Consider the following 14,094-nt stretch of genomic DNA (forward strand, 5'->3'; position numbering starts at 1 on the left):
TTGGAGGCCGAGAAACACATGATCCCCCTGTCGTTTTCGCAGCTGCGGTTCTGGATCCAGGGCGAGCTGGGCGCGGACGGCGCCGCCTCGCCGGTCGCCTCCTTCGTCCTGCGCCTGACGGGACCGCTGGACGTGGTGGCCCTCCGGGCGGCGCTGCGGGACGTGGTCGTCCGCCACGAGAGCCTGCGCACGCTGTTCCCGGCCGTCGACGGCCGGGCGGCGCAAGTGATCCTGGACGCGGGGGCCGCGGCGGAGCGCCTGGACCTGCCGGTGCGCCAGGTCGCCCCCGACGACCTGGCGCAGGCCGTGGCGTCCCACCTGCAGCACACCTTCGACCTGGAGCGTGAGCTGCCGCTGCGGGCGGTGCTCCTCGGCGCCGGGGCGGGCGCGGCGGCGGGCCCGGGCGGGGGCTCCGCGGCGGCATCGGGGGCAGGGGATCATGCGTTGGTGGTCGCGGTGCACCACATCGTGTTCGACGGCTGGTCGGTGGCGCCGTTCGTGCGCGACCTGTCGGCGGCGTACGCGGCACGACTGGGCGGGAAGGCGCCGCAGTGGGACGAACTCCCCGTCCAGTACGCCGACTTCACCCTCTGGCAGCGTGACCTCCTGGGCGCCCCCGAGGACCCGGGGAGCCTGTTCGCCGAGCAGCTGTCGTACTGGCGCAAGCGGCTCGCCGACCTGCCCGACGAGACGGCGCTGCCCACCGACCGGGCGCGCCCGGCCACCGCGTCGCACCGCGCGGGATCGGTCGCCTTCCGGCTGGACGCAGCGACCCGCGACAGGCTCGCCGCGCTCGCCAGGGAGCACGGGGCGAGCCTGTTCATGGTGCTGCACGCGGGCCTCGCGGGACTGCTGGCCCGCTGGGGTGCCGGGACGGACGTTCCCGTCGGCAGCCCGGTCGCGGGCCGCACCGACGCCGGCCTCGAAGACCTGATCGGCTGCTTCGTCAACACGGTGGTGGTCCGCACGGACGTGTCGGCGGACCCGTCGTTCGGCGAGCTGCTCGACCGCGTGCGCGCCGACGTCCTGGCCGCGTTCGAGCACCAGGACGTGCCCTTCGAGCACGTCGTCGAGGCGGTCAACCCGGCCCGCTCCGCGGCCCGGCACCCCCTCTTCCAGACCATGCTCGTCCTGCAGAACAACGCCGCCACCGAGGCGGACCTGCCGGGCCTGACCACGACGGTGGAGGGCGACCGCGTCGACCGGTCCATCAGCTTCGACCTGGTCTTCGACGTCACCGAGGAGCCGGACGGCCTGGCGGGCCGGCTCGTGTACGCCGAGGACCTCTTCGACCGGACGACCGCGGAGCGGCTGGCCCGCTCCTTCGAGAGCTTCCTGACGCAGGCGGCCGCGCACCCCTCCCGGACCGTCGCCCGGCTGGAGGTCGTCACACCGGCAGAGCGGGACGACCTCCTCGCCGCGGGCGACGGCGGCACCTTCCCGCTGCCCACCGGGTCCGTGCCGGACGTCTTCGCGCGGCGCGCCGCCGAGACACCGGGGGACACCGCGGTCATCTGCGGCGACACCCGTCTCACGTACGAGGAGCTCGACACCCGGGCGAACCGCCTGGCGCACGCGCTGACCGCACACGGCGCGGGCCCCGACCGGCTCGTCGCCGTCGCCATGGTGCGCTCCGCCGACCTGGCCGTCGCGCTGCTGGCCGTGCTGAAGAGCGGCGCGGCCTACCTCCCGCTCGACCTGCGCAGCCCGGACGACCGACTGCGCACGATCCTCGCGGAGGCACGCCCGTGCCTCGTGCTCGCCGACGAGGCGAGCCGCCCGCGCGCCACCGCGTGGCAGGTCCCGGACCTGACGTCACCCGTGGTCCCGCTCTCCGCTGCCGACCGGGCAATGGAGAACCAGACCCTGCTGCCGGAGGCGCCGGGGTCGTCGGGTGCCTCCGAGCAGGGCACCGCCTACGTGATGTACACCTCGGGATCCACCGGGCGCCCCAAGGGGGTCGTCATCACCCATCGCAACATCGTGGGTCTCGCCGCGGACCCCTGCTGGGCGGACGGCACGCACACCCGCGTACTGGCCCACGCGCCGCACTCCTTCGACGCCTCCACCTACGAGCTGTGGGTGCCGCTCCTCAACGGCGGCACCGTCGTCATGCCCCTGGCCGAGGAGACCACCGCGGACGCCTGGCACCGGACCGTCGCCGAGCACGGCGTCACCGGAGCCTTCCTGACCGCCTCCCTCTTCCACTCCCTCGTCGAGGACCGGAGCCCCGTCCTGGGCGCGCTCCGGCACGTCCTGGTCGGCGGCGAGGAACCGTCGGCCGCCGCCGTGCGACGGATGCGGGAGGAATTCCCCGGCACGGCGCTGACCAATGCCTACGGCCCGACCGAGAACACCACGTTCACCACCCTGCACCGCCTCGACGCCCCCGGCGAGGAGACCGGGCGTATCCCCCTGGGCCGTCCGATGGCGAACGGGCGGGTCCATGTGCTGGACGGCGGAATGGGGTTGGTGCCGGTGGGGGTGGTGGGGGAGCTGTATGTCGGTGGTGTGGGGGTGGGCCGTGGTTATGTGGGGCGGCCGGGGTTGACGGCGGGTCGGTTCGTGGCGGATCCGTTCGGTGGGGCGGGGGAGCGGTTGTACCGGACGGGGGATCTGGTGCGGTGGCGGGCCGGGGGCGTTCTGGAGTTCGTGGGGCGGGCCGATGACCAGGTGAAGGTGCGTGGTTTCCGGGTCGAGTTGGGTGAGGTGGAGGCGGTGTTGGAGGGGCATCGGTGGGTGTCCCGGGCGGTGGTGGTGGTGCGGGAGGATCGGCCGGGGGATCGGCGTCTGGCTGCCTACGTGGTGCCTGGCGCTGGTGTTCTGGTGGAGGGTGTGGCGGGGGAGTTGTCGGGCTGGTTGGCGGAGGCGTTGCCGGATTACATGGTGCCGGTGGTGGTGGTGATGTCTGAGGGGCTGCCGTTGTCGGTGAACGGGAAGGTGGATCGGGCGGCTCTGCCGGTGCCGGAGGTGACGGTGGTGGCGGCGGGGCGTGAGCCGCAGTCTCCGGCGGAGGTGTTGTTGTGCGAGTTGTTCGCCGACATCCTGGGGCTGCCCGAGGTCGGCGTCGACGACGACTTCTTCGTACTCGGCGGGAATTCCCTGCTGGCCATCCGGCTGGTGAGCAGGCTGCGGTCGGTCCTCAGCACCGAGATCGACATGCGGGCCATCTTCGAGGCACCCCGGCCGGCCGAACTCGCCGCCCGGTTCACGGCGTCGGACACCGGCCGCCCGGCCCTGACGGCGCGCCCGCGACCCGACCGGCTCCCGCTCTCCTTCTCCCAGCTCCGGTTCTGGTTCCAGAACGAACTGGTCACCGCAGGTGACGCGCACACGATCACCACGGCGCTGCGCCTGACGGGACCGCTGGACGTCGTCGCGCTGCGGGCGGCCCTGCGTGACGTGGTCGTGCGCCACGAGAGTCTGCGCACGGTCTTCCCCGTGACGGACGGCGAACCGCGGCAGCGGGTGCTCGACGCGGCGGGGCTCCAGGTCGAGCTGGAGGTACGGCCGCGCGCGCCGCGGAGTCCGGCGCAGGCGGTGTCCGAGGTGGCGGGCGTCCCCTTCGACCTGGAGCGCGAGGTGCCCCTGCGGGCCGTGCTGTTCGGCCCGGAGCGACGCGCGGAGGGCGACTCCGACGGGGACCCGGACGAGAGCCCTGCCGCGCCTTCGGCGGCCGAGGCCCACGTGCTGGTCCTCTCCGTGCACCACATCGTGTTCGACGGCTGGTCGGCGGCACCCTTCGTGCGCGACCTGTCGACGGCGTACACCGCACGACTGGGCGGGAAGGCGCCGCAGTGGGCCGGGTTGCCGGTCCAGTACGCCGACTTCACCCTCTGGCAGCGCGACCTCCTGGGCACCCCGGCGGACGCCGACAGCCTCTTCGCCGGACAACTCGCCCACTGGCGCGAGACCTTGGCCGGCCTCCCGGACGAGCTGACGCTGCCCACCGACCGGACCCGCCCCGCGACCGCCTCGCACCGGGCCGGAGCCGTCACGGTCCGCCTCGACGCGCGGACCCGGCGACGGCTCGCCGACCTGGCCCGCCGGGAGGGCGCGAGCCTGTTCATGGTGCTGCACGCGGGCCTCGCCGGGCTGCTGACCCGCTGGGGCGCCGGGACCGACCTCGCCGTCGGCAGCCCGGTCGCGGGCCGCACCGACTCGGCTCTGGACGACCTCGTCGGCTGCTTCCTGAACACCGTCGTCGTCCGCACCGACACGTCCGGCGACCCCACTTTCGCCGAACTGACCCGCCGGGTACGCGAGACCGTACTGACCGTCATGGAGCACCAGGACGTCCCCTTCGAGCGTGTCGTCGACGCGGTCGACCCGCAGCGGTCCGCGGCCCGGCACCCGCTCTTCCAGGTCATGCTCAGCCTGCAGAACAACGCGGAGGCCGCCGCGGACTTCCCGGGCCTCGACGCGACGTCCCTGGACGACGGGAGCTACCCCTCCACCGCCTTCGACCTGCTCTTCGACCTCGGCGAGGCGGACGGCCGCATCGAAGGACGGCTCGTCTACGCGGAGGATCTGTTCGACCGGGCCACGGCGGAACGCCTCGCACGCCACTTCGAGCGGTTCCTCGGCCGGGTGGCCCAGGACCCCGCCCGACCCGTCGCACGGGTCGACTTCCTGCCCGACGCCGAGCGCCGTGCCGTCCTGGAGGAGTGGAACGGCACCTCCCGCCCGGCCCCCGACGGCCTCGCGCCGCGGTGGATCGAGCGGCAGGCCGCACGGACCCCCGACCACACCGCCGTGGTGTGCGCGGGCACGACGCTCAGCTACGCCGAGCTGAACACCCGGGCGAACCGCCTGGCGCACGAGCTGATCGCGCGGGACGCGGGCCCCGGCCGGCTCGTCGCCGTCGCCATGGCACGCTCCGCCGACCTGCTGGTCGCCCTCCTGGCCGTCCACAAGACCGGCGCCGCGTACCTGCCCATCGACCCCGGCCACCCGAAGGAGCGCATCCGCACCATCCTGTCCGACGCCGCGCCCACGCTGGTCCTGACCGACCTCGTCACCCGCGAGGAGGTCGGCGCCCCCGACTGGGTGGCCCTCGACGACCCCGGCGTCACCGCCGCCCTCGCCCGGCGTCGCGGCTCCGACCCCGACATGACGCGGGTTCCGGGCGCCGCCCACCCCGACGCCGCCGCGTACGTCATCTACACCTCGGGCTCGACGGGCCGGCCCAAGGGCGTCACGGTCACCCACCGCAACCTCGCCGCCCTGCTCGACGGCATGGGCGACCACCTGCCGCTGCTGCCCGAGGACCGCCTGCTCGCGGTGACCACCGTCGCCTTCGACATCGCCCACCTGGAGCTGCTCCTGCCCCTGTGCCACGGCGCCGCCGTCGTCATCGCGTCCGACGACGCGGCGGGCGACCCCTTCGCCCTCGCCGACCTCGTCCGGGAGCACGGGGGCACCGCCATGCAGGCGACCCCCTCGCTCTGGGCCGCCCTCGCCGAGAACACCCCGAAGGCGCTCCGCGGACTCCGCGTCCTCGTCGGTGGCGAGGCCCTTCCGGGCGGCCTCGCCACCGAACTGGGCTCACTGGCCGCCGAGGTCACCAACCTCTACGGCCCCACCGAGACGACCATCTGGTCCCTCGCCGCACGCATCGACGCGGACAGCGCACCACGCCCTCCCATCGGCCGTCCGATGGTGAACGAGCGGGTCCATGTGCTGGACGACGGGCTGAGGTTGGTGCCGGTGGGCGTCGTCGGCGAGCTCTATGTCGGTGGTGTGGGGGTGGGTCGTGGCTATGTGGGGCGGCCGGGGTTGACGGCGGGTCGGTTCGTGGCGGATCCGTTCGGTGGGGCGGGGGAGCGGTTGTACCGGACGGGGGATCTGGTGCGGTGGCGGGCCGGGGGTGTTCTGGAGTTCGTGGGGCGGGCGGACGATCAGGTGAAGGTGCGTGGTTTCCGGGTCGAGTTGGGTGAGGTGGAGGCGGTGTTGGAGGGGCATCGGTGGGTGTCCCGGGCGGTGGTGGTGGTGCGGGAGGACCGGCCGGGGGATCGGCGTCTGGCCGCCTACGTGGTGCCTACCGGTGGCGTTTCGGTGGAGGGTGTGGCGGGGGAGTTGTCGGGCTGGTTGGCGGAGGCGTTGCCGGATTACATGGTGCCGGTGGTGGTGGTGATGTCTGAGGGGCTGCCGTTGTCGGTGAACGGGAAGGTGGATCGGGCGGCTCTGCCGGTGCCGGAGGTGACCGTGGTGGCGGCGGGGCGTGAGCCGCAGTCTCCGGCGGAGGTGTTGTTGTGCGAGTTGTTCGCCGACATCCTCGGGCTGCCCGAGGTCGGCGTCGACGACGACTTCTTCGAACTCGGCGGGGACAGCATCGTCTCCATCCGCCTCGTCGCCCGGGCGCGCGCCCGGGGCCTGGTGATCTCCGCCCGTGACGTCTTCCGCCGCAAGACCGTCGCCGAACTCGCCAAGCACGCCAAGGAACGGGCGCCGAAGGCGAAGCGTCCGGCACGGACGACGGACCCGGCTCCCGGGACACCGGCCCGCTCGGCCACGGCATCCGCCCGCGCGGCCACGGCATCCGACGGAACGAGCACGCGAGAGCTTCTCGCACCCTCCACGCCAGCCACCGTGGCGCCGACCACACCGACGCCGACCAGTTCCGCACAGCCCACGCCCACGTCGGCCGCCTCCGAGGCGATCACCCTGACGCCGATCATCCGGTGGCAGCGCGACCGCGGCGGTCCGGTCGACGGCTTCCACCAGTCCGTGCTCGTCCGCACCCCGGCCGGCCTGCGGATGCCGCGGCTGCGGGCGATGATCCAGCACCTCCTCGACCGGCACGACGCCCTGCGCATGCGACTGCGGCGCGGCGCCGACTGGCACATCGACGTGCTGCCCCGCGACGCGGCCCCCGCGACCGAGCCGCTCGTACGGGTCGACACCGCGGGCAGCGACGCCGAGGAGCTCGCGCGCACGGTCCGCGACCAGCGGGACGCGGCGCGGCGACGGCTGGCCCCGGAGCGGGGCACCATGCTGCAGGCGGTGTGGTTCGACGCGGGGCCGGGACACGACGGGCGGCTCATGCTGATGATCAACCACCTGGTGGTCGACGGCATCTCGTGGCGGATCCTGCTCCAGGACCTGCGGACGGCCTGGGAGACCGAGGAGCGAGGGGCCGCAGGCGCGACGACCGTGGACGGCACCGGGATCTCCTTCGCGGACTGGGGCGCACACCTGACACGCAGCGCGCTGGCGCGCACCGGCGAACTCCCCTTCTGGACCGGTGTGGTCGGGGGAGCGGACGGCCTCCTCCCCGGGGCCGCGCTCGCCGCGGACCGCGACGTCCTCGGCACCCAGGGCTCCGTGGCCCGCATCCTGCCCGCCGACCGGACGGAACAGCTCCTGACGCGCGTACCGGCCGCGTTGGGCACCGGCATCAACACCGTCCTGCTGACCGCGCTCGGCGAGGCGGTACGGCAGTGGCGTACGGGACACACCGCGGACCCCGGGGCACCCTTCCTGGTCGACGTCGAGGGGCACGGCCGGGAGGAGATCGCCGACGACCTCGACCTGTCGTCGACGGTCGGCTGGTTCACCAGCATGTTCCCCGTCCGTCTCGGCGGTCCGGCGGACGGCGCGGAAGCCGCCCTGCGCGCCGTGGACGACCAGCTGACCACCATGCCCGACAAGGGGCTGGGGTACGGCCTGCTGCGGTACCTCAACCCGGAGACCGCCCCGGCGCTGGCCCGACTGCCGCGCGCGGACGTCATGTTCAACTATCTGGGCAGGTTCGACCGCCCGGACGGCACCGCGTGGGGGCTCGCCCCGGAGGTCGGCGCCGTCGCGGGCGGCGGCGACCCCGAGATGCCGCAGACCCATCTCCTGGAGATCTCCGCGGTCACCATGGACCAGGACGACGGCCCGGAACTGCACGTCACCTGGGCCTACCCCACCGCTCTGCTCGACGCGGAGCGGGTGGCGGAACTGGCCGACCTGTGGGAGGCGGCACTGGCGGCGACGACCGCCCGCACCCAGGAGCAGGCCCCGGCAGAGCGGAAGCAGCAGCAGAAGCAACAGGAGCAGCAGAAGCAACAGGAGCAGGGGGAGACGGCATGACCGGCGCGGACATGGAGCGGGCCACGGCGGTCCCGCCGGCCCCGCTGCAGCAGGGCCTGTTCTTCCTCACCGCGTTCGACGCGGACGGCCAGGACATCTACACCACCCAGCTGACCCTCGACTTCGAGGGCGACCTCGATCCCGTCGCGCTGTCCGACGCCTGCCGTGCGCTGCAGCGCCGGCACGACAGCCTGCGCTCCGGGTTCCGCACCGGGCCGACCGGCGAACCCGTACGGTTCGTCGTCCCCGACCCGCCGCTCGACTGGCGGACGGTCGACGTGTCCGCCGGGGACGCCGAGGCGCGCCGGGCCGAGGCCGACCGCATCGCGGCGGAGGAGCGCCGTCGGCGCTTCGACCTCGACCGGCCGCCGCTGGTCCGCTTCCTGCTGATCCGCGTCGCCGAGGGGAGCTGGCGGTTCGTGCTGACGAACCACCACATCATCCTTGACGGCTGGTCCACCTCCGTCCTCCTCGACGAACTGCTCCGGCTGTACGGCGCCCACCCGGACCGGGCCGGTCTCGCGCCCGCACCCGAGTACGCCGACTACCTGGAGTGGCTCGCGGACACCGACCTCGACGAGGCGCGCGACGCCTGGGCCGAGACACTCGACGGTGCCGAGGAGCCCACGCTCGTCGCACCGGAGGCCGCCGACCGGGCGGCCGTCGTCCCGCTGCGGGTCGTGCGGACCCTCCCCGCGGGGCGCAGCGCGGCCCTCGCCGACCTGGCACGGCACTTCGGCGTCACCCTCAATACCGTGGTCCAGGTGGCCTGGGCGCTGGTCCTGCGCAGACTCACCGGCCGGGACGACGTCCTGTTCGGCATGACCGTCTCGGGCCGGACCGCGGACGTCGAGGGCGTCGAGTCGATGGTGGGGCTCCTCATCAACACCCTGCCCGCGCGGGTACGGGCACAGCCCGCGGACACCCTGGCGGACCTCCTGGAGCGCGTGCAGGACGAGCAGCTCGACCTGTTCGAGCACCACCATCTGGGGCTCACCGAGATCCAGCGGCAGGCCGGGATCGGGCGGCTCTTCGACACCACGACCGCGTTCGAGAACTACCCGTCGGGCGGCGAACTCCGCCTGGGCGACGCGGAGTGCGTCGGCGTCGGCGGGTTCGACGCCACGCACTACCCGCTGTCGCTGATCTGCACGCCGGGCGACGCGCTGGGGATCCGTCTCGACTACCGGCCCGACGTGTTCGACCGCGCCGAGGCGGACCGCTTCTGCGACTGGTTCGTCCGGATGCTGGAGGCGATCGCCGACGACCCGGACCGGACGGTCGGCGACCTGTCCGTGCTCAGCGACGACGAGCGCCACGAGATCCTCGTCGACCGCAACGCGACCCACCACCCGGTCGACCCGGTCACGCTGCCCGACCTGTTCGCCGCCCGGGCCGCCACCGACCCCGGCGCCCCCGCGCTGACCTGCGACGGCACCACCCTCACGTACGGCGAACTCGACACCCGTGCCAACCGGTTGGCGCGGCTGCTCATCGAGCTCGGGGCCGGGCCCGACACGCTCGTCGCGCTCGCCCTGCCCAGGAACCCCGACATGGTCGTCGCGCTGCTGGCGGTCCTCAAGTCCGGCGCGGCCTACGTGCCCGTCGACGTCGGCTACCCCGCCGAGCGCGTCACCCACATGCTGACGGACTCCCGCGCCCGGATCGCCGTCGTGACCGAGCAGGCCCGACTCGCCCTGCCCGAAGGCACCCACCGGCTCGTCATCGACGCCGGAGCCGTGACCCGCGCCCTGGGCGACCGCCCCGACGGCCCCGTCACCGACGCCGAACGCACCCGGCCGCTGCGGCGCCAGGACCCCGCGTACGTCATCTACACCTCGGGTTCCACCGGCGTGCCCAAGGGCGTGGTGATCGAGCAGGGCAACGTGGTCAACTTCGTGGCCACGGTGCGGAAGGACTTCGGCGGCGACGGGATGTCCCGGGTGCTCGCGGCGACCTCCCTGAGCTTCGACGTGTCCGTCTTCGAGATCGTCACGACGCTCGCCATCGGCGGCCACCTGGACCTCGTCGACGACCTCTTCGCCCTCCTGGAGCGCGGCCGTTGGGAGGGCAGCCTGCTCTGCGGAGTGCCCTCGGCGGTCGCGGGCCTGCTCGCGGGCGGCGGCGCCGCACTGTCGGCACCCCATGTCATGCTCGGCGGCGAGGCGGTCCCGCGCGGCCTGGTGCGCGAGCTCCAGAGGCGCGTCCCCGGCTGCGTCGTCACCAACAGCTACGGCCCCACCGAGGCCACCGGCTACTGCACCTCCTGGCGCAGCACCGACGGCCCGGCGGACGGCCCCCCGCCCATCGGCCGCCCCGTGCCCAACGCCCAGGTGTACGTGCTGGACGGGCGGCTCGCCCCCGTGCCCGTCGGCGTGCCCGGCGAGCTCTACGTCGCGGGCGCCGGCGTCGCCCGCGGCTACCTGAACCGGCCCGGCCTCACCGCGGGCCGGTTCGTCGCCTGCCCCTTCGGCCCGCCCGGGACCCGGATGTACCGGACCGGGGACCGGGTGCGGCTGCGGTCCGACGGCGGCCTCGACTACCTCGGCCGCCTCGACGACCAGGTGAAGATCCGCGGCTTCCGCGTCGAGCTCGGCGAGGTCGAGGCCGCCCTGCTGCGCCACGACCACGTCGCGCAGGCGGTCGCGCTGGTACGGGAGGACCGCGCCGACGACCGCAAGCTCGTCGCCTACGTGGTGGCGGCCGGTCCCGCGGCCGCCGTCGACCCGCAGGACGTCCGGCGCCTGCTCGGCAGGACGCTGCCGGAGCACATGGTCCCCGCGGCCGTCGTACCGCTGCCGCGCCTCCCGTTGCTGCCCAACGGCAAACTGGACCGCAGGGCGCTGCCCGCCCCGGTGTACGGGGCCGCGGGCCGGGCCTCGCGCAACGCCCGCGAGGAGGCGCTGAGCGCGCTGTTCGCCGAGGTGCTCGGCGCGGACGGCGTGGGCGTCGACGACGGCTTCTTCGACCTGGGCGGCGACTCCCTCCTCGCGACACGGCTGGCCGGCCGCGTCCGCACGGTCCTCGGGCTCGCGCTCTCGCCCCGCGCCCTGTTCGAGGCCCCGACGGTGGCCGCCCTGGCGAACAGGCTCGACGACGCCGGCCACGGTGCGGGGCTCGACGTACTGCTGCCACTGCGGCGCGCGGGCGGCGGACGCCCGCTGTTCTGCGTCCACGCGGCGGGCGGACTCGCCTGGCCGTACGCGCGCCTGCTGCCCCACCTCGGGCCCGACACCCCCGTCTACGGACTGCAGTCGCCCACCGTGGGCGCGCCGGAGAGCGGCGCCTGGAAACTCGACGACCTGGTACGCGAGTACGCCGACCGGATGCGCGCGGTACAGCCGCGAGGCCCCTACCGGCTGCTCGGCTGGTCGGTCGGCGGCAACATCGCCTTCGCCGTCGCGGCCCACCTCGCCCAGGAGGGCGAGCCCGTCGAGTTCGTGGCCCTCCTCGACTCCTACCCGCCGCCGGACCCGAGCGCGCTGCCGGACCCGCCCGACATGCTGCGCGGCGTCCTCGCCGAGGTCGGCATCGCGGCCGACGGACGTCTGTCGGAGCAGGTCGCGATCCTCGGGGAGCGGACCGTCGAGGGCGTGCGGCTCGCGGCCCACTCCGCCGTGGAGGTGCTGCGGACGACGCCCCCGCGTGCCGTGGGCGTCGACCTCGTGCACTTCCGCGCCACCGCCGACGGCCCGCCCGCCGACGTCGCGCGGGAGGCCTGGAAACCGTACGGCGGCGGCCGGTTCACCGCGTACGACATCGACTGCGGCCACCACCGGATGATGGACCCGCGGCCGCTCGCCGCCCTCTGCGGCGCCCTGTCCGGCCATCTGGACCGACACTGAAACCGACACCGAAAGGGGACGGCGTGCCGCTGCTCCCGGAGATGGATCTCGCGGACCCGGCCCTGCACGCGGAGGAGGACCTGTCACCGGTGTGGCGGCACCTGCGCACGCACGAGCCCGTCCACCGGCAGCCCGAGCGGGGCCCCCGGCCCGGCTTCTGGGTCCTGACACGGTACGAGGACGTGTCCGCGGCCTACCGCGACCCGGAGCGCTTCCGCTCGGACCGGGGGAACGTGCTCGACACCCTGCTCGGCGGCGGCGACCACGCGGCGGGTCTGATGCTGCCGCTCATGGAGGGGCCGCGCCACGCCGAACTGCGCGGCGCCCTCATGAAGTGCTTCTCGCCCCGCGCGCTGGCCGGAGTCGTCGACAGCATCCGCGCCGCGTCACGGGAGTTGGTCACCGAGACGCTGGAGGACGGGGAGTGCGACTTCGCCCAGGACGTGGCGGGACAGCTGCCGCTGCGGGCGATCTGCGACCTCCTGGACGTGCCCCGGTCCGACCGTCAGCACCTGCTCGACATGACGTCGTCGGCGCTCGGAGCGGAGAGCGAACAGGGACTGCGGCGCGACGCCTGGGTCTCCAAGAACGAGATCCTCTTCTACTTCGCCGACCTGGCCGCACGCCGCCGCGCCGCCCCGCGGGACGACATCGTCAGCCTGCTCACGCAGGTCCGCGTCGGCGGCGTCCCGCTGACCGACGAGGAGGTCATCCTCAACTGCTACAGCCTGATCATCGGCGGCGACGAGACCACCCGCCTGGCGCTCGTCGGGGGCGTCGCCGCGCTCCTGGCGCACCCCGAGCAGTGGGCCCGCTACCAGGCCGGTGACATCGGTACCGAATCCGCCGTCGAGGAAGTGCTGCGCTGGACCTCGCCCACGCTGCACGTGGCCCGCACGGCCGGGACGGACCTCGTCGTGCGGGGCCGTGAGATCGCGGCCGGTGACATCGTGACGCTGTGGAACGCCTCGGCCAACCGCGACGAGGCCGCCTTCGAGGAACCGGACGCGTTCCGCCTCGACCGGACCCCGAACCGCCACCTGACCTTCGCCTACGGCACCCACTTCTGCCTGGGCGCGTTCCTGGCCCGGGCGGAGATCAGTGCCGTGCTCGGCGACATGCGGGAACTGGTGGCCGACCTCGGCCCGGCGGGTCCCGCCCGGCGGATCTACTCCAACTTCCTGGGCGGCCTTGGCGCGCTGCCGCTCACCTGGTCCCGGCGCTAGGGGCGGCCGGTACCGCGGCCACCCGGCTCAGGGACGGGGCTCCTTGCCCAGGAGCAGGGTGACGAACCCGAGCGTGCCGCGGTAGCCGTGGAGCCAGGCGGCGCGGTGTTCGGCGGCGGCGTCGAGGGCCTGACCGTGGTCGGGGTCCTCGGGGTGCTCCAGGGCCCACCGGGAGACGGAGCCGGTCCAGGACCACTCGTAGTCGTCCCACTCCTCGCGGGTGCTGACGTGTCCGTAGAGCGGCACCCAGCCCTCGGCCATCACCTGGTCGACGGTCGTCGCGAGGTCGTCGTACTCGTCGGCGGAGAAACCGGCGTCCAGGGTGCTCTGTCCGGGCTCGTGCTCCCAGAAGCAGTCGCCGACCAGCACGGTCCCGCCCGGGGCGAGGTGGCCGTCGGCCGCCTTCAGGGTGGGGAGCAGGCCGCCGAAGGCGTGGCTGGCGCCGATGCTGAGGACGAGGTCGTAGCGGTGCGCTGCGCTGAAGTCGGCGGCGTCCTGCGCGTGGAAGGCCACCCGGTCGCCCAGCCCCGCCGCCTCGGCGGCGGCACGGGCGGCCGCGATGGTGTCGGCGTCGCTGTCGACGCCGTCGGCCCGGAGGCCGGGGCGGCCGGCCTGCGCGCGCAGCAGCCAGGTGCCGGATCCGCAGCCGAGGTCGAGGAGCCGGGCGTCGCCGTCCGGCACGGCCCGGTCGAGCAGCGTCCGCACGGACGCGTCGCTCAGCGGCGCGGCGACGGGGTGGAGGGTGTGGGCGATGGAGCTGATCTGTCGGCGGTGCATGGCGGCATCCTGCCTGCCGCCCGCCCCGGGGTTTTCGAGGCGCCCCGAGGGCGACGTCCGGTCAACCCGATGGTGTGTCGCGGGAGGTGCGGCTGGGCGCGGCCTGCCGGGGTGAGTCGTGGGCACCGGTCAGGGGAAGTGCGGCGGGTCGGCGTACAGCGGACAGA

4 protein-coding genes are annotated in these 14,094 nt (G+C 74.2%); 3 read left to right on the plus strand and 1 reads right to left on the minus strand.

The genetic code is table 11. From position 1 onward, the window contains the following. From ACFYXE_RS21435 to ACFYXE_RS21445, 3 genes are read left to right on the plus strand one after another with little or no spacing between them, the layout of a single operon-like run. On the plus strand, positions 1–8,079 hold the full coding sequence (locus ACFYXE_RS21435; RefSeq protein WP_389314581.1) for an amino acid adenylation domain-containing protein: 8,079 nt from the start codon (positions 1–3) through the stop codon (positions 8,077–8,079). After that, a complete protein-coding gene (locus ACFYXE_RS21440; protein ID WP_389314584.1) occupies positions 8,076–11,924 on the plus strand; it encodes an amino acid adenylation domain-containing protein in 3,849 nt (1,282 codons plus the stop codon). The genes ACFYXE_RS21435 and ACFYXE_RS21440 overlap by 4 nt, the downstream gene beginning before the upstream one ends. A 23-nt stretch (positions 11,925–11,947) precedes the next feature. Next, entirely contained in the window at positions 11,948–13,150 is a 1,203-nt protein-coding gene (locus tag ACFYXE_RS21445; RefSeq protein ID WP_389314586.1) for a cytochrome P450, read from the plus strand. Between the two features lie 27 nt (positions 13,151–13,177). On the opposite strand, the gene ACFYXE_RS21450 is transcribed toward ACFYXE_RS21445, so the two are convergent. Beyond that, positions 13,178–13,927, minus strand: a complete 750-nt coding sequence (locus tag ACFYXE_RS21450) for an SAM-dependent methyltransferase (protein ID WP_389314589.1) — start codon at positions 13,925–13,927, stop codon at positions 13,178–13,180. Positions 13,928–14,094: the final 167 nt, after the last annotated feature.

The organism is Streptomyces sp. NPDC002564 (assembly GCF_042889645.1).
Taxonomy (GTDB): domain Bacteria; phylum Actinomycetota; class Actinomycetes; order Streptomycetales; family Streptomycetaceae; genus Streptomyces.